We start from the raw sequence: 16298 nt of genomic DNA on the forward strand, positions 1-16298 counted from the left end.
TGCCGGGTGGTGTCAGCCGGCGTCGGCGGTGCGCAGCCCCTCTGCCAGGCCGTGGGCCGCCGCCGTCACGGCGTGGCCCAGGGCGATGGTGCCCTGACCCACCTCGAACTGGGCGCCTCCGCCCACGTGCACGCTGAGGCGCGGCCGAGCGGCGTGGAGAGCCGCCACGGTCTCCCGCACGGCCAGGACGTCCGTGGCGGTCGGGACCCCGATGACGACGGCGCTGGGGTCGTGGTGCTTGACGACGGCCACCCAGTGCTGCGCGGGCAGGTCGGCGCCGAGGTAGACGACCTCGATCCCCGCGCGGCGCAGGAGGACGGAGAAGGCAAGGATGCCGAGCTCGTGGTGTGACCCGCGGGCCAGGCCGACGGCGACGCGTGGGCCGCCCGACGCCGGGGGAGTGGCCTCCATCGCGGCTCCCAGCTTGCGGTGCAGGGTGGCGCTCACGACGTGCTCCCCGGCGACGTCCACGCGCCCGGCCTTCCACTGGTCCCCGAGCATCTGGAGGGCGGGCATCAGCCAGGTGTCCACGACCTGTTCGAGGGTTCCCGCCGCGAACGCCCGGTCGACAGCCTCGCCCACGGCTGCTGGGTCCATCTCGGCGGCCCCGCGGGCGAGCGCGGTGACATCCCAGGCTCCACGCGTCACCGGTGCGTCCGGGTCCGGGGCCGGTCCCGCGCCCTCGTGGTCCCCGCCCGCGTCGTACGCCTTGGAACCCTTCGAGCCCTTGGACGCCTTGGCGCCCCTGGAACCCGGCGCGCTCTCGGCCCCGTCGGGGCCGACCTGGTCGGTGTCGGTGAGGTACGCCTCCCACGGTTGGTGCTGCTCGTCGTCGGGGGAGTCGTTGCCGTCGGAGCGCAGGTGCTCAGCCGCCTGGCGCGGCGACCAGCCGGCGGCGACCAGGGCGGACATCGCCCGGAGCAGCTGCAGCCCACGCTCGTCATACAGGCGGTAGCCACCCTCGGTGCGGACCGGTGTGACCAGGCCGTAGCGCCGCTCCCAGGCGCGCAAGGTGGCGGACGGTACGCCGGTCAGGCGAGCTGCGTGCCCAATCGTGTACACGCTGGCAGCGTCCCACACCGCGGGTGGGCGGCGTCCCGGATCGGCCCCGAGCAGGGCGAAATCGTTGTGCAAACCATGGACAACAACCGCCGATCGTCGCCGTCCCGGTGACAGGATGTCGCCATGAGCGAGCCGGTCCTGCCGCAGGTGGCGCCGGGCCGGATCGTCGGCGTCGACGTGGCACGGGCGCTCGCGCTCCTCGGGATGATGGCGACCCACATGCTCCCCGGCATCGAGGGCACCCACGTCCCCTGGCCACAACAGCTGGCGGGAGGACGTGCGTCGGCCCTTTTCGCCGTCCTCGCCGGGGTCAGCGTGGCGTTGGTCAGCGGGCGCACGAGTCCGGTGCGAGGACGTGCTCGGTATGCCGCGTCCATCCGCCTCGTCGTCCGTGCCCTCTTCATCGGCGCGCTGGGCCTCCTGCTGGGACTCGTGCCCTCGGGCATCGCGGTGATTCTGGCGTTCTACGCCGTGCTGTTCCTGCTCGGCCTTCCGTTCCTCGGCCTGCGGGCCCCCGCCCTGGCCGCGCTCGCCGTCATGTGGGCCCTCGTGGCGCCCGCTGCCTCCCTCGTGGTGCGGCCGCACCTGCCGGAACACGTCGTCGGCAGCCCCACGCCGACGGCCCTGACGTCACCCCACCTGCTGCTCAACGAGCTCCTCCTCGTCGGCTACTACCCGGCCGTCGTGTGGCTCGCCTACCTCTTCGCCGGGATGGCGATGGGCCGAGTCGACTTGCGACGCAAGGGAGTAGGCCTGTGGCTCCTCGCAGTCGGGGTGGTGCTGGCGGTGGCGGCGACCGTGGTCTCCAGGGCGCTTCTGGCCCGTCCGGACGCCGCAGCCGCGCTCGCATCGACCTATCCCGACGCGTCGGTCGGCTCGGACCCGGCCGCCCTGCACGCTGTCCTCACCCATGGCCTGCACGGCACGACGCCCACGGGGTCGTGGTGGTGGCTCGCCACCGTGGCGCCGCACTCCGGCACGCCCCTCGACCTCGCGCAGACCATCGGGAGCGCGATGGCCGTGCTCGGGCTGTGTCTGCTCGTGACGAGGGTCCAGCCCCGGGTGTGGGCGGCGGCCTTCGGCGCGGGCGCCATGACCCTGAGCCTCTACACCCTCCACGTGCTCCTGATGGGACGCGGCTGGTGGCCCGACCTCGAGACGCCCGACAGCTACGACGACCAGGTGCTCATCGTCCTGGGCATCGGAGCGGTCCTGGCCCTGATCCCCCTGCGGGGCCCGCTCGAGACCGTGGTGTCCCACCTCTCCCGCGCCGCGGCGGCGCCGTTCGGCGAGCCGGACCGCGAACCCAGCCCCGCGGCATACCGGCGACCGCGGCGGTGACCCAATCCACCGGGTCGGGCGCGCCGAATCACTGTCGACCCGTCACCCAGAACGGATGGACCACCATGCCTGCACCACGCCGCGCCGTCATCGGCAGCGGGATCGCCGGACTCGCCGCTGCGCACGTGCTCAGCACGCGCGGCCCGGTGACGCTGTACGAAGCCGACGCCCGCCTCGGCGGCCACGCCGACACCCACGAGGTGCAGGTGGACGGCCGGACGATCGGCGTCGACACCGGCTTCATCGTGCACAACGACCGGACGTATCCCACCCTGCTGCGCCTGTTCGCGGAGCTCGACATCGCGACGCAGGAGTCGGACATGAGCATGTCCGTGCGCGACGACGAGACAGGCCTGGAGTATGCCGGGGCGCGGGCCGCCCGAGGCCTGTTCCCGCGGGTGCGCAACCTGACCGATGTGGCCTACCTGCGCATGCTCACGGAGGTGAAGAAGTTCCACCGCGAGGCGCGGAGCGTGCTTGCCCGCGAAGCCACCGACGCGGGACGCGACGAGACCCTCGGTTCCTTTGCCGCGCGCTGTGGCTTCAGCGCCTACTTCACCCGCCACTTCCTCGAGCCGGTCGTGGCAGCGGTCTGGTCGTGCGACCCGTCGGACTCGCTGGAGTACCCGGCCCGCTACCTCTTCGAGTTCCTCGACCACCACGGGATGCTCACCGTCTTCGGCTCGCCGACGTGGCGCACCGTGACCGGCGGTTCCCAGCGCTACGTCGAGGCGCTGGCCGCCGGGATCGCCGACATCCGGCTCTCGACCCCGGTGCGCTCCGTCGTCGAGACTCCTGACGGGGTCGTCGTGACGGACGCCCAAGGCCTCAGCGAGACCTTCCACTCCGTGGTGATCGCCGCCCACCCGCACCAGGCGCTGGCCATGCTGGCCGAGCCGTCGCAGGGACAACGCGACGTCCTGGGCGCGATCCGCTACTCGACCAACGTCGCCCAGCTGCACACGGACGAGTCGGTGCTGCCCAGGTCCACCGGGGCGCGCGCGTCGTGGAACTACTGGCGTCGAGCCGGGGCGGAGGGGACCGGCGTGCTGGTCACCTACGACCTCAGCCGCCTGCAACGGCTCGACGTGCCGGACCGCCGCTTCCTCGTCACCCTGAACGGCGTGGACTGCGTGGACCAGGGCCTGGTCATCGACACCATGCACTACGAACACCCGCTCTACACGCCGGAATCCGTTGCAGCACAGCGCCGGCTGCCCGAGATCAACACCAGTCGGGTCGCCTTCGCCGGCGCCTACCACGGCTGGGGTTTCCACGAGGACGGCGCGCGTTCGGGCGTTGCCGCTGCCGCGGCCCTTGGAGTCCTCTGGCCCGCCGGTGACGCCGCCGCTGACGCCGCCGCTGACGCCGCCGCTGACGCCGCCGCTGACGCCGCCGCTGACGCCGCCGCTGACGCCGCCGCTGACGCCGCCGCTGACGCCGCCGCTGACGCCGCCAGTGACGCCGTCGACAGCGAGATCGCCGTCGAGGTCGCCGACCTCGAGGACGTGGGTGCTCGATGAAGGCCTCGCCCTCGACGCGCATCTACGCGACCTCGATCATCCACACGCGCACCTCGCCGGTCCGGCACCGGTTCACGAACCGCAGCCACACCTGGCTGGTCGACCTGGACGACCTGCCGCGCCTGGGCATGCTCGGCGGGCTCGCCAGCTTCGAGTCGCGTGACCACCTCGGCGCGCCGGAGCGCAGCCTGCGCGAGAACCTCGACACCTTCCTCGCCACCCAGGGCGTGGACCTCGGCGGTGGTCAGATCCTCATGCTGACGATGCCCCGCGTCCTCGGCACGGTGTTCAACCCGATCAGCGTCTACTGGTGCCACACGGCGGACGGCAGGCTCGCCTGCAACGTCGTCGAGGTCCACAACACCTACGGCGACCGGCACGCCTACCTCGTGAACGCCGATGAGAACGGTCACGCCGAGGTCGACAAGGCGCTCTACGTCAGCCCGTTCAACGACGTGTCCGGAAGCTATCGGCTGACCATCCCGATGCCCCGCGACAAGGTCCACGTGCGCGTCGTCCTCGACCGTCCCGACCAGGACCCGTTCGTGGCCGGCTTGCGCGGACGGGCGCTGCCCGTGCGGACGAGCACGGTCGTGAGGCTCGCCCTGACCCAACCACTCGAACCCCTTGCCGTCGCAGCGCGAATCCGCTGGCACGGCATCCGCCTGTGGTTGCGCCGCCTGCCGGTGCAGCCACGCCCTTCCCACCACCAGGAGGCAGTCCAGTGACCACCGCCACCGCAGGCCTGTCCACCCGGCCTGCCATCGACGCCAGCCGCTGGCCCGACCTGACCGCCCGGCGCGCCAAGGTGCGCCAAGCCGTCGAGGGCGCCGTCGCCCGCCGCATCTTCCTGTCCGCGGCCCGGCGACTGCCGGTCCGCATCCAGCTCGGTCGCGAGGCGATCGTGGGCGGGGCCGCCACCGACCCGCAGGCACCCCTGATGGTCCTCGACCGCCCGGACGCGTTCTTCGCAGCGCTCGGGGCGGGGGGCCTCATCGGCTTCGGCGAGTCCTACATGGCCGGCGACTGGCACGCCGACGACCTGGGCGGTCTGCTCGAGGTGTTCGCCGCCCAGATGGGCACCCTGATCCCCGAGCCCCTGCAGAAGCTCCGCGCCTTCTACGTCGCCCGGGCCCCGCACACCGAGCGGAACACGACGCAGAACACGCGCACCAACATCGCCCGGCACTACGACCTGTCCAACGACATGTTCGCCACCTTCCTCGACGCCACGCTGAGCTACTCCTCGGCCCTCTTCGCCGGTGACGAGCAGTCCGGCCGCCCGGTCGCGGGGGAGCGGGTCACCACCAGCACCCCAGCCCTGGCGCCCACCTGGGACCAGCTCGCTGACGCCCAGCGGCAGAAGGTCGACCGCATGCTCGACTCCGCCGGGGTCGCGGAAGGGACCCGCGTGCTGGAGATCGGCACGGGCTGGGGTGAGCTCGCGATCAGGGCTGCGGCCCGGGGTGCCACCGTTGTGTCGGTGACGCTCTCGAGTGAGCAGCAGGCGCTGGCGCGGGAGCGCATCGCAGCAGCCGGCTTCAGCGACGCCGTGTCGGTGGAGCTGCTGGACTACCGCCTCGTCGAGGGTGAGTTCGACGCCGTCGTGTCGGTCGAGATGATCGAGGCGGTCGGGCACCAGTACTGGGGGGAGTACTTCCGCAAGATCGACAGCGTGCTGGCCCCCGGCGGCAAGGTCGCCGTCCAGGCGATCACCATGCCGCACGACCGGATGATGGCCACGAAGTACACCTACACGTGGATCAACAAGTACATCTTCCCCGGCGGCTTCCTGCCTTCGACCGAGGCGATCGTCGACGTCAACCGCGAGCACACCTCACTCCACGTCAGCGAACGGTTGTCCTTCGGGCAGCACTACGCCGAGACGCTGCGGCTGTGGGACGAGCGCTTCCTAGCGTCGCTCGACCGGGTGCGCCAGCTGGGTTTCGACGAGGTGTTCGACCGCATGTGGCACTTCTACCTCGAGTACTCGCGGGCGGGCTTCCGCTCGGGATACCTCGACGTCCAGCAGCTGGTGCTGGAGCGCGAGGGCGACCGATGACGACCGTCTACCGGGTCGAGAACCCCACTGTCAGCAAGGCATCCGGCGTCGCCGCCGAGCTCGCCACGGCGTTGGCACCGTTCGTCGGCGGCGACCTGCCCGTGCGCCTCACGGCATGGGACGGGAGCGAGGCCGGCCCCGCCGACGCGCCGCACGTGACCCTCCGCTCACCGCGCGCCCTGCGCCGCCTGCTGCGCCACCCCGGTGAACTCGGAGCGGCCCAGGCCTACGTCACCGGTGAGCTCGACGTCGAGGGCGACCTCGACGCAGCCCTCACGCACGTGTGGTCCGTGGCGCAGCAGCGCCGGCTCAGCGGCATACGTCCCACGCCCGCGGCCATCGCCGCCGTGCTCAAGGTCGCCCGGGGAGCTGGCGCGCTCGGGCTTCCGCTGCCGGCACCCGCCAGCCAGGCGGTGCTGAAGGGACGGCTGCACAGCGTCGGACGCGACCGTCAGGCGATCCACCACCACTACGACCTCTCCAACGACTTCTACAGCCTCATCCTCGACCCGCACCTGGCCTACTCGTGTGGCTACTGGCGTTCCACCGCAGCCGACTACACCGTCGAGGACGCGCAGCGCGACAAGTTCGAGCTCGTCGGGCACAAGCTCGGTCTGCGCCCCGGGTCGACCCTGCTCGACGTCGGCTGTGGCTGGGGCTCGATGAGCCTGTATGCCGCGGAGCACTTCGGCGCGCAGGTCACCGGGGTGACCATCGCGGCCGAGCAGAAGAAGTTCATCGACGCGCGGATCGCCGAGCGGGAGCTGCAGGACCGGGTGGAGATCCGGCTCCAGGACTACCGCGAGGTGCAGGACGAAGGCTTCGACGCCGTCGTGTCCCTGGAGATGGGCGAGCACGTGGGGCAACGCAACTACGCGACGTATGCCGCGGTGCTGCACGACCGCGTCCGTCCCGGTGGGCGCGTCCTCGTGCAGCAGATGTCCCGCCGTGGGCGCCATCCCGGTGGAGGCCCCTTCATCGAGTCCTTCATCGCCCCCGACATGCACATGCGTCCGGTGGGCGAAACCGTTGACCTCATTGAGGGTTCGGGTCTTGAGGTGCGCGACGTGCATGCCCTGCGCGAGCACTACGTTCGCACGGTGGCCGCGTGGCACCGCACCTTCGAGGACAACTTCGACCAGGTCGTCGCCCTCGTCGGCGAGGAGGTGGCCCGCGTCTGGCGGCTCTACCTCGTCGGTGGGGCGATGGCCTTCCGCGACGGCCGGATGGGTGTCGACCAGATCCTCGCGGTGCGGCCCGACCACGGAGAGTCCCAGCTGGAGCCGGTGCGTCCGGCGCAGTGGTCATGATGTCCGAGACCTCGAACTTCCTTGTGGTGACGGCCTTTTCGCTGCTCGCCGTGGTGCTGCTCATGGCGGTGACCGCGGTCGAGGGCCACCGACAGGGCCGGGTCAGCGTCGTCGACACGACGTGGGGGCTGGGCTTCGTCGTCGTGGCCGCCGTTGCGGCCGTCGTCGGTGACGGCGCTGGTTGGCGTCGCCTGGCCCTGCTCCTCGTGGTGTCCGTCTGGGGCCTGCGGCTGGCGTGGCACATGCACCGGCGCAACAGCGGCAAGGGCGAGGACCCGCGCTACGCGCAGATGCTGGCGCAGGAGAAGGGCAACCCCACGTGGGTGGCCATCCGCAAGGTGTATGCAATCCAGGGGCTCGCGGTGTGGTTCGTCTCGCTCCCCATCCAGGTCAGCGCGGCCAGTGGCCGGGGCGTGGTCCCCGTGGCGGTCCTGGGACTCCTGGTCTGGTTCGTGGGAGTCACCTTCGAGTCGCTGGGGGACAAGCAGCTGAAGGACTTCAAGGCCGACCCTGCCAACAAGGGGAAGGTCATGGACCGCGGCCTCTGGTCCTGGACCCGGCACCCCAACTACTTCGGTGACTCGTGCGTCTGGTGGGGGATCTGGCTGGTCACGGCCAGCGCCTGGCCGGGCGTCCTCACCGCGCTGTCTCCCGTGGCGATGACCTACTTCCTCGTCTTCGCGACCGGGGCCCGGCTCCTCGAGCAGCACATGGCCGAACGGCCCGGCTACGCCGAGTACCAGCAACGCACCAGCTACTTCCTGCCGCGCCCACCCCGACGCCCATCCCGACGCTGACGACGTCAGACAGGACCACTCGGGGCCAAACGCGCGCAAACCCGGATCCGAGCGGCTACTGTCCTCGGTTGGCGAGCAAGTAGCCACGGAACCGGGTCGAGCGGAGGTGGAGGCCAGTGGACGAAGCCCACATGGACGCCACCGTCGCCGCGGCGAGGGCTGGTGACCGTGCCGCCTTCGGGCAGCTGTGGCAAGAGCTCTCCCCCCGCGTGGCCGCCTACCTCCGTTCGCACGGCGTCCCCGACGCCGAGGACGTCACGAGCGAGGTCTTCCTCGCCGTGTTCCGGCAGGTGGGTCGATTCTCGGGCGGGGGCGCAGCCTTCCGCGCCCTGGTCTTCACCGTCGCCCACCGCAGGCAGGTGGACTGGCACCGGCAGCGGGCGCGCCGTGGGTCGTGGCTGCCCCTGGACGAGGCGGGAGCAGACCCCGCAGTGCCGTCTGCCGAGAGCGCGGCGCTGGCCCTGATCGCGCAGGAGCGGGTGGTCGAGGTGCTGGACACCCTCACTCCGGACCAGCGAGCCGTGCTCACGCTCCGGGTCGTGGCCGATCTCAGCCTCGAGGACACCGCGGCCGTCCTCGGCAAGGACCTCGGCGCCGTGAAGTCGCTGCAGCACCGGGCGCTGTCACGTCTGCGGCGAAAGCTTTCGCCAGAGCCGTATCCCTGGGACGCCCTCGCGCGATTGAACCCCCGACATGCCTGAGCCTGAAGACACCAGCCCCAGCGGACTGCACCTGCCCGCGAGCGACCCGGCGGCCTCCGCCGTCGAGTCGCTGCGCGCCATGGCGTCCCACGGGCCGGTGGAGCCCAGCCCCGAGCTGCTGGCGTTCTTCGACGACCCCGCCGGTCAGGGCCCGGGCGCCACCCCCCACTCAAGGAGTGAACTCGTGACCGTTGTCCGACTTCCCATTCGCCGTGCCGGCCGCGTCGCCGTGGCCGTCGGCGCCGCCCTCGCCCTCGCAGCCCTCGGTGGCGCCGCCGTGGCCGCTACCGGTGGCGGCCAGGACCGTGAGCCGGCGCAGGTGCAGCAGGACGACCCGAGCGACACCACCACGACGACGTCGTCGACCGAGACCGAGACCGAGACCGACTCCACCGAGACCGAGACGGCCACGGATGAGTCCGAGGAGTCCGAGACCACTGACGCGGGCGACGAGGGCGCCTCGACGCACACGGCCAACCCGATCGCCTCGGCCAACCACCATGACGGTGTCGGCAGCGACGACGAGCACGCCGACGTCCGCGGGGGTGGCGAGGTCGACCACCACGCCGAGCACACCCCGAAGGCCCACCCGACCAGTGGCGACGACGCTGACGAGAACGACGACGGTCAGGGTGAGGACCAGCAGGGCGGGGACGACCAGGGCGACGGCGCTCAGGCTCCCTCCTCGGAGCGTGGCGGCGGCTCGCACGGCCACTGACTCGCAGGAACGGTGAGTCGCACCCCCACTGAGCACACCTGACCCGGTGGCTGCCCCGCACTCCGCGGGGCAGCCACCATCCCGCGTTCGCAGGACTGCCGGGCTAGAGTCCGCCCGTGGAATGTCTGTTCTGCCGGATCATCGACGGCGCCCTGCCTGCGACCGTGGTGCTCGACGAACCGTTCACGCTGGGCTTCCTCGACACCAGGCCGGTCTTCAAGGGACACGTCCTGCTCGTCCCCAAGATCCACGTCGACACGCTCGTCGACCTGCCCGCGGAGTTGCTTCCGGTGCTGATGGGAGCGGCTCAGCGGCTGTCAGGAGCCGTCGTGGGCGGCCTGGGAGCGCAGGGGTCCTTCGTCGCGGTCAACAACGTGGTGTCGCAGTCGGTCCCGCACCTGCACGTACACGTGGTGCCGCGCACCAAGGGCGACGGACTGCGCGGCTTCTTCTGGCCGCGCACCAAGTACGCCTCGGACACCGAGGCCCAGGAGTATGCCGCGCGGCTGGCTGCCGCCCTCCCGCCCCCGCCCACCTGACCCGCCTACACCCGCGAGTCTGAAGGATCTGCCGGGCCAGGACCCCCACGATCCTTCAGGGTCGGGCGCGGGGCGGGGTCGCCTGTCAGCCGGGGCTGGCAGGATCGGCAGCGTGCGCAGCCACACCGTGACGCCCTCGCCCATCGGCGAGCTGACCCTCGTGGCCGAGGACGGTGCCCTCGTCGGGTGCTTCATGGCGCTGCCCGCCCGCGACCCGGCCGACGAGGTCCTGGGCGTGCCCGCTGAGGACGGTTCGGCCGACCCGGTGCTGGGGGAGGCCGAGACCCAGCTCGCCGAGTACTTCGCGCGACGGCGCACCGAGTTCACGCTGCCGCTGGCGCCCAAGGGGGACGCCTTCCAGCAGCAGGTCTGGGCTCTCCTGCGCGAGATCCCCTATGGCCAGACCCGCAGCTACGGCGACCTCGCGCGGACGCTCGGAGACGTCAACCTGAGCCAGCGAGTCGGGTGGGCCAACGGTCGCAACCCCCTCGGCATCATCGTCCCGTGCCACCGGGTCATCGGCGCTGACGGCAGCCTGGTGGGCTACGCCGGGGGCCTCGAGCGCAAGCGCTTCCTGCTCGCCCTGGAGGAACCTCCCGCGGACGAGGCCGATCGCCTCTTCTGAGGGTCGATGGCCCTCGCGAGGTTGAGCCCAGTGGGGTTTGTGCCCGTTTGGTGATCGTCCGTTCGTCTGGCATCGGCCCGAAATGCCCCCATGGACCCGTCCTGAGCAGGGACGATGCCGGACGGAAGGAGGCGGCCCATGCGGAGGCATCACGCGGGCCCGGCGGCGGTAGCCGTGGCGGCGATGGCGGTGCTCAGCGCCTCCGCGCCCCTTGCCTCGGCTGATCCGGCGCAGGCGTCCTCGCGCCCGAACCTGCGACAAGCCCTCCTCCTCGAGACGGTCCCCGCGCTGTTCTCCTCCGACGACCTCGCCCCGAGCGAGGCAGTGGCCCGGTTCGGTGCCAGGACCGCCCTGTCCGTGGCCCCGAGCCCCGCGATGGCGAAGCCGAAGCGACCGCCCAGCAAGGGGACCGTGGGGAGCTCGCCGCCCGCGGGGACCCCCCAAGCCGTGCTCGCCGCGGCATACCGCAAGGCGGTGGCTCGTGCGCCACGCGCGTGCCACCTGCAGGCGGCCCACCTGGCCGCCATCGGGCAGGTCGAGTCCGGCTCGATCGGCGGCCGCTCGGTGACAGCCGACCATCGGGTCACGCCCGCGATCTACGGCCCGCTGCTCGACGGCGGCCCTTTCGCGGTGATCCACGACAGCGACGGAGGTGCCGTCGACGGTGCCTCCGACTACGACCGGGCGGTGGGTCCCCTGCAGTTCCTGCCCGGCTCGTGGAGCTGGGCCGGCCGCGACGGGGACGGCGACGGCCGACGTGACCCGCAGAACGTCTTCGACGCGGCGTCCGCCACGGCCGGATACCTGTGCCAGGGCGGCCGCAACCTCGCTCGCCCCGGCGACCTGCGCAGCGCCGTGCTGTCCTACAACCAGTCGGGCGCCTACCACTCGGCCGTGCTGGAGTGGGTTTCCTACTTCCAGCGCCACGGTCTGGCCGCGCTGGTCACCGTGGCGTTCCGGGTGGGGTCGGGGGGACGGGCCAGCGCCATGACCGTCCAGACCCCGGATCCCAGCCCGCCCAAGAGCGCGCCGACGACGACCGCCGCGAGGACGCCGTCGACCGGATCCGGCGCCGCCACCGGCTCGGCCGCCACGGCGACACCGACGGGCACCCCCACGACTCCGGCGACCGATGCCCCCACGCCTACGCCCCCCGCCACGCCCTCTCCGGACCCGACGCCGGCGCCCTCCCCGTCGACGACCACTCCCGATCCCGTCCCGGAGCCGACAGCCACCACTCCGTGAGACGGGCAGCGTGATGCGCGTCGCACTCCGTGCTCAGGTGCGCCGAGGCGGCATACCGACGCGGCTAGGGTGGTTGACGTAGGAGGTTGCTTGACTCACAGCAGCCTGGATATCCGTAGAGCACGCGTCAGCGAGGACGGCACACCCACGGGGTGGCCGTCCTTCGTCTTTCACAGGAGAGTGTTGGCATGACCTCGCAGCAGGTACCCGCAACGCACCGCCACCGCGTCGTCGTGGTCGGCTCCGGCTTCGGCGGACTCTTCGGCACCCAGGCGCTGAAGCGCGCCGACGTCGACATCACGCTGATCGCGAAGACCACCCACCACCTCTTCCAGCCGCTGCTCTACCAGGTCGCGACGGGCATCCTGTCCGAGGGCGAGATCGCGCCGGCGACCCGCGAAGTCCTTGCCCGGCAACGCAATGCGCGCGTCCTGCTCGGCAACGTCACGAGCATCGACCTGGCCGCCAAGACGGTCACCTCGCGCGTCCTCGACCGCGACACGGTGACGCCCTACGACACGCTCCTCGTCGCGGCCGGCGCCGGTCAGTCCTACTTCGGCAACGACCACTTCGCCCAGTTCGCCCCCGGCATGAAGTCGATCGACGACGCCCTCGAGCTGCGCGGCCGCATCTTCGGTTCCTTCGAGTGGGCCGAGCTCGCGAGCACGCCCAAGGAGATCGAGCGACTGATGACGTTCGTCGTGGTCGGAGCCGGACCCACCGGGGTCGAGATGGCCGGCCAGATCGCGGAGCTGTCGCGCCGCACGCTGCGCAAGGACTTCCGCAACATCGACACCAGCCGGGCACGCATCGTGCTGCTCGACGCCGCCCCGACCGTGCTCGGCGCTTTCGGCGACCAGCTCGGCGCCAAGGCCGCCAAGCGGCTCGCCGAGATCGGGGTCGAGGTGCAGCTCGGCGCGAAGGTGACGGGTGTCGACGCCACCGGCATCGACGTCGAGGACGCCGACGGCACCCAGCGCCGCATCGAGTCGGTCTGCAAGGTGTGGGCGGCCGGCGTGCAGGCCTCCGAGCTCGGTGCCCAGCTGGCCGAGCAGTCCGGGGCGCAGCTCGACCGCGCGGGGCGCATCGCCGTCAACGACGACCTCACGCTGCCCGGTCACCCCGAGGTGTTCGTCGTCGGCGACATGGCCTCGCTCAAGGGCTACCCCGGCGTCGCCCAGGTGGCCATCCAGGGATCGCGCTACGCCGCCGACCAGATCAAGCGGCGCCTCGCCGCGAAGGAGCCGAGGGGCCCCTTCGAGTACCACGACAAGGGCTCGATGGCGACGATCTCGCGGTTCAGCGCGGTCGCCTCGATCGGCAGCCTGCGGTTCACGGGGTTCATCGCGTGGCTGTTGTGGCTGGCGGTCCACCTCGTCTACATCATCGGGTTCAAGCACCGGCTCACCACGCTCCTGCACTGGGCGGTGAGCTTCCTCGGCCGAGGTCGCTCGGAACGCACGGTCACCGAGCAGCAGGTGTTCGCCCGCACGGCGATCGAGCAGCTCGGCTCGAGCTACGCGCCGTCCCTGCCGCGCGTCCCGGCCGACAAGAAGGCCCCCGCCCAGTCGGTGGCCCAGGCCCGCGACGAGGGCAGCCGCACCCTCTGACGAGCTCGACAGCGCACCCCGCACCGTCCGCAGGGTGACCGGTGCGTGAGATTCCGCGTGCTCCGCGGGCCTCTCGCCTAGGGTTGCGCCATGCCGCTGGACTATCCGATCCACGAGAAGACACTGGCCAACGGCCTGCGGGTCGTCGTGTCGCCGGACGCCTCCGTGCCCACGGTGACCGTCAACATCTGGGTGAACGTCGGATCGCGGCACGAGCTCAGCGGACGCACCGGCTTCGCCCACCTCTTCGAGCACCTGATGTTCCAGGGGTCACGGCACATCGCCAGCGGTGAGCACTTCACCCGGCTGATGGCCGAGGGCGGTCGGCTCAACGCGACGACGTGGTTCGACCGCACCAACTACTTCGAGACCGTCCCCAAGGGCGCCTTCGAGCTGGCCCTGTGGATGGAGGCAGACCGGCACGGCCACCTCCTCGACGCCGTCACGCAGGAGAACCTCGACAACCAGCGCGACGTCGTCAAGGAGGAGAAGCGCCAGCGCTACGACAACGTGCCCTACGGCACGGCCCTGATCGAGGTGTATGCCGCGGTGTTCCCTCCCGGCCATCCCTACCACCACCCCACGATCGGGTCGATGGAGGACCTCGACGCCGCAAGCCTCGAGGACGTGCACGCCTTCTTCCGTCGTTATTACGGGCCGAACAACAGCGTGCTGACCCTCGTCGGTGACCTCACTGCGGACGAGGGTTTCGCGGCAGCCGAGCGCTACTTCGGCCACCTCCCGGCGTCCGCGGAGCCCGCCCGGCCCCCCGTTGCCCCGCTGGCCCCGGTCAGCGAGCCGGTGCGGGTCGACCGGCCGGGCAACGTCCCGAACGACCGGATGCACATCGCCTTCCGGCTCCCGGTCGACAACACCGACGAGTTCTTCGCGGCGGGACTGGCCATCGACGCCCTCGGAGGCCTGTCCACCTCGCGCCTGGTGCAGCGGCTGGTCAGGCGTGAGCAGGTCGCCAACGCGGTGCAGGCCCACGCGATGGGGTTCGTCGACGGCGTCTCGCTGGGCTTCCTCGTCATCGACGTCGCTGACGGCCAGGACCCCGAGGCCGTGGAGGCTGCGGTGGTCGAGGAGCTGGTGCGGTTCGCGGCGGAGGGTCCGACCGACGTGGAGATGGAGTCCGCGATGGCGCAGTCAGAACGCTCGTGGCTCTCTGCCCTCGCCGGACAGGAGGAGCGGGCCGACCTGATCAGCCAGCACGTCCTGCTCCACTCTGACGGACAGTTCGTCAACACCTTCCTCGACCGGATCGGGGATGTCGGCGTCGAGGACGTGCGCGCCGCCGCAGCCAGGTGGCTGCGGCCCGAGAGCCGCGTCGTGGTGCGTCACCTCGCCGTCCGCGACGAGGAGGAGGTGGCATGACTTCGGTGAGTGGGACTGCCGACCGGCTCGAGGACCGGACCCCGCCACGCCCGGAGGTGCACCCGCCGGAGCGGTGGCGTTTCGCCACGCCGCAGCGGCACGTCCTGGCCAACGGCATCGAGCTGCTGAGCTATGACATCCCCGGTCAGTACGTCATCTCCGTGCGCACCGTCCTGCCCCTCGCGCTGTCGGTCGAGCCGCGGCCGGTCGAGGGCGTGGCCACCATCATGGCTCGGCTGCTCGACGAGGGCACGGCGGAGCATTCGCCCGAGGAGTTCGCAGAGTTGTTGGAGCGCAAGGGAATTGCGCTCGGTGCGTCGGTCACCGACGGTGGCCTCGGAGTCGACCTGGACGTGCCCAAACGTCGTCTCGGCGACGCCCTGGACCTGCTGCGGCAGGCCCTCGCAGAGCCGGTCTTCCCCGAGCCCGAGGTGGACCGGCACCGCAAGACCCGGCTTGCCCAGATCGAGCAGGAACGCGCCCTCGCGCCACAACGGGCAGCCCAGGAGTTCATCGCCACCCACTTCGACGAGGCGGACAGGGCGTCACGGCCCACGGCGGGGACGACGGCCAGCATCACGGCGTTGACCCGCCAGGACATCGTGGACTTCCACGCCGAGCGCGTCGGGCCCACGGGGATGACGGCCGTCATCGCCGGCGACCTGTCGGGCCTCGACGTCCGCGACCTGGCCGAGACCACGCTCGGCACGTGGGTCAGCGCGACCCACGTGCCCTCGCCGGGGCCGACCGAGGCCCGTCGCGCGGCCGACGCAGCTCGCGTCGTGCTCGTCGACCGACCTGGCTCGGTCCAGAGCGAGCTGCTGGTGGGGTGGACGGGCCCGGACCGTCGCGCCCCGGGCGGCTGGGCGGCATACCCCGTCCTCGGTTTCATGGTTGGTGGGTCGCCCAACGCCCGCGTCGACGCGGTCCTGCGCGAGGAGAAGGGCTACACCTACGGCATCCGCTCGGTGTTCCGGCCGCGCCGCGTCGGCGGGCTGTTCCTCACGTCCGGCTCGGTGCGGGCCGATGCGACCGTCGAGTCGGTGCGGTTGCTTCTGGACCTGCTTGCCTCAGGGCGCGAGGGGTTCAGCCCCGAGGAGGTGCAGGCCGGGGTCGACTTCATCAGCAAGACCGCACCGGGGCGCTTCGCCACGGCCGATGCCGTCGCCGACGAAGCCGCGACGATGGCCCTCGACGGACTCACCACCGACTTCACCACCCAGACGCTCGACGCGATGCGCGACCTCGACGGTGAGCGCCTGACGGCGGCCTACCGCGACTGGGTCCAGGGGGAGTGGACGGTGGTCATCGTCGGCGATGCCAGCACGTATGCCGACGGGGTGCGTGAGCTGGGGATCGGCGACGTGACGGTCGTCCCCGCCTGAGCG

Annotated in this window: 15 protein-coding genes; 14 read left to right on the forward strand and 1 reads right to left on the reverse strand. The window is 71.5% G+C overall.

Features of this window, described 5'->3' with window-relative positions; genetic code table 11:
* Positions 1 to 12 precede the first annotated feature (12 nt).
* Positions 13 to 1062, reverse strand: coding sequence for a MerR family transcriptional regulator (locus AC1DXJ_RS16390; RefSeq protein ID WP_477615910.1), 1050 nt, complete (start codon positions 1060 to 1062; stop codon positions 13 to 15).
* A 123-nt stretch (positions 1063 to 1185) separates the two neighbouring features.
* On the opposite strand from AC1DXJ_RS16390, the gene AC1DXJ_RS16395 reads away from it, so the two are divergent.
* From AC1DXJ_RS16395 to AC1DXJ_RS16460, 14 genes are all read left to right on the forward strand, one after another.
* On the forward strand, positions 1186 to 2403 hold the full coding sequence (locus AC1DXJ_RS16395; RefSeq protein WP_477615911.1) for a heparan-alpha-glucosaminide N-acetyltransferase domain-containing protein: 1218 nt from the start codon (positions 1186 to 1188) through the stop codon (positions 2401 to 2403).
* 65 nt (positions 2404 to 2468) lie between these two features.
* Positions 2469 to 3926: an NAD(P)/FAD-dependent oxidoreductase gene (locus AC1DXJ_RS16400; RefSeq protein WP_477637497.1), complete on the forward strand. Its 1458-nt coding sequence runs from the start codon at positions 2469 to 2471 to the stop codon at positions 3924 to 3926.
* Positions 3923 to 4654 (forward strand): DUF1365 domain-containing protein, encoded by a 732-nt coding sequence (locus AC1DXJ_RS16405; protein WP_477615913.1) that lies wholly within the window; start codon positions 3923 to 3925, stop codon positions 4652 to 4654. The genes AC1DXJ_RS16400 and AC1DXJ_RS16405 overlap by 4 nt, the downstream gene beginning before the upstream one ends.
* Positions 4651 to 5988 (forward strand): class I SAM-dependent methyltransferase, encoded by a 1338-nt coding sequence (locus AC1DXJ_RS16410; RefSeq protein ID WP_477615914.1) that lies wholly within the window; start codon positions 4651 to 4653, stop codon positions 5986 to 5988. Before AC1DXJ_RS16405 ends, AC1DXJ_RS16410 begins: the two co-directional genes overlap by 4 nt.
* Positions 5985 to 7298, forward strand: coding sequence for a class I SAM-dependent methyltransferase (locus AC1DXJ_RS16415; protein ID WP_477615915.1), 1314 nt, complete (start codon positions 5985 to 5987; stop codon positions 7296 to 7298). Before AC1DXJ_RS16410 ends, AC1DXJ_RS16415 begins: the two co-directional genes overlap by 4 nt.
* Positions 7295 to 8095, forward strand: a complete 801-nt coding sequence (locus AC1DXJ_RS16420) for a DUF1295 domain-containing protein (protein ID WP_477637498.1) — start codon at positions 7295 to 7297, stop codon at positions 8093 to 8095. The genes AC1DXJ_RS16415 and AC1DXJ_RS16420 overlap by 4 nt, the downstream gene beginning before the upstream one ends.
* Before the next feature lie 116 nt (positions 8096 to 8211).
* On the forward strand, positions 8212 to 8796 hold the full coding sequence (locus AC1DXJ_RS16425) for an RNA polymerase sigma factor (RefSeq protein WP_477615917.1): 585 nt from the start codon (positions 8212 to 8214) through the stop codon (positions 8794 to 8796).
* Complete coding sequence (locus tag AC1DXJ_RS16430; RefSeq protein WP_477615918.1) at positions 8789 to 9514, forward strand: hypothetical protein; 726 nt, start codon at positions 8789 to 8791, stop codon at positions 9512 to 9514. Before AC1DXJ_RS16425 ends, AC1DXJ_RS16430 begins: the two co-directional genes overlap by 8 nt.
* Positions 9515 to 9630: 116 nt before the next feature.
* The gene (locus AC1DXJ_RS16435; RefSeq protein WP_477615919.1) at positions 9631 to 10053 is read left to right on the forward strand and encodes an HIT family protein; all 423 of its coding nucleotides are present in this window, start codon (positions 9631 to 9633) and stop codon (positions 10051 to 10053) included.
* Positions 10054 to 10165: 112 nt separating this feature from the next.
* Entirely contained in the window at positions 10166 to 10678 is a 513-nt protein-coding gene (locus AC1DXJ_RS16440; RefSeq protein WP_477615920.1) for a methylated-DNA--[protein]-cysteine S-methyltransferase, read from the forward strand.
* A gap of 138 nt (positions 10679 to 10816) precedes the next feature.
* Positions 10817 to 11923 (forward strand): lytic murein transglycosylase, encoded by a 1107-nt coding sequence (locus AC1DXJ_RS16445; RefSeq protein ID WP_477615921.1) that lies wholly within the window; start codon positions 10817 to 10819, stop codon positions 11921 to 11923.
* 188 nt (positions 11924 to 12111) lie between these two features.
* Entirely contained in the window at positions 12112 to 13533 is a 1422-nt protein-coding gene (locus AC1DXJ_RS16450) for an NAD(P)/FAD-dependent oxidoreductase (protein ID WP_477615922.1), read from the forward strand.
* Between the two features lie 90 nt (positions 13534 to 13623).
* Entirely contained in the window at positions 13624 to 14910 is a 1287-nt protein-coding gene (locus tag AC1DXJ_RS16455) for a M16 family metallopeptidase (RefSeq protein WP_477615923.1), read from the forward strand.
* Positions 14907 to 16295 carry a M16 family metallopeptidase gene (locus tag AC1DXJ_RS16460; RefSeq protein ID WP_477615924.1) on the forward strand — a complete coding sequence of 463 codons (1389 nt, stop codon included), beginning with the start codon at positions 14907 to 14909 and terminating at the stop codon, positions 16293 to 16295. The genes AC1DXJ_RS16455 and AC1DXJ_RS16460 overlap by 4 nt, the downstream gene beginning before the upstream one ends.
* Positions 16296 to 16298 lie beyond the last annotated feature (3 nt).

Source organism: Pedococcus sp. P2_D9 (assembly GCF_056404275.1).

Bases quoted from the DNA above. Each gene is read 5' to 3' on its own strand.
- AC1DXJ_RS16395 (WP_477615911.1), top strand. From the start codon at position 1,186: ATGAGCGAGCCGGTCCTGCCGCAGGTGGCGCCGGGCCGGATCGTCGGC.
- AC1DXJ_RS16400 (WP_477637497.1), top strand. From the start codon at position 2,469: ATGCCTGCACCACGCCGCGCCGTCATCGGCAGCGGGATCGCCGGACTC.
- AC1DXJ_RS16405 (WP_477615913.1), top strand. From the start codon at position 3,923: ATGAAGGCCTCGCCCTCGACGCGCATCTACGCGACCTCGATCATCCAC.
- AC1DXJ_RS16415 (WP_477615915.1), top strand. From the start codon at position 5,985: ATGACGACCGTCTACCGGGTCGAGAACCCCACTGTCAGCAAGGCATCC.
- AC1DXJ_RS16420 (WP_477637498.1), top strand. From the start codon at position 7,295: ATGATGTCCGAGACCTCGAACTTCCTTGTGGTGACGGCCTTTTCGCTG.
- AC1DXJ_RS16430 (WP_477615918.1), top strand. From the start codon at position 8,789: ATGCCTGAGCCTGAAGACACCAGCCCCAGCGGACTGCACCTGCCCGCG.
- AC1DXJ_RS16445 (WP_477615921.1), top strand. From the start codon at position 10,817: ATGCGGAGGCATCACGCGGGCCCGGCGGCGGTAGCCGTGGCGGCGATG.
- AC1DXJ_RS16450 (WP_477615922.1), top strand. From the start codon at position 12,112: ATGACCTCGCAGCAGGTACCCGCAACGCACCGCCACCGCGTCGTCGTG.
- AC1DXJ_RS16455 (WP_477615923.1), top strand. From the start codon at position 13,624: ATGCCGCTGGACTATCCGATCCACGAGAAGACACTGGCCAACGGCCTG.
- AC1DXJ_RS16460 (WP_477615924.1), top strand. From the start codon at position 14,907: ATGACTTCGGTGAGTGGGACTGCCGACCGGCTCGAGGACCGGACCCCG.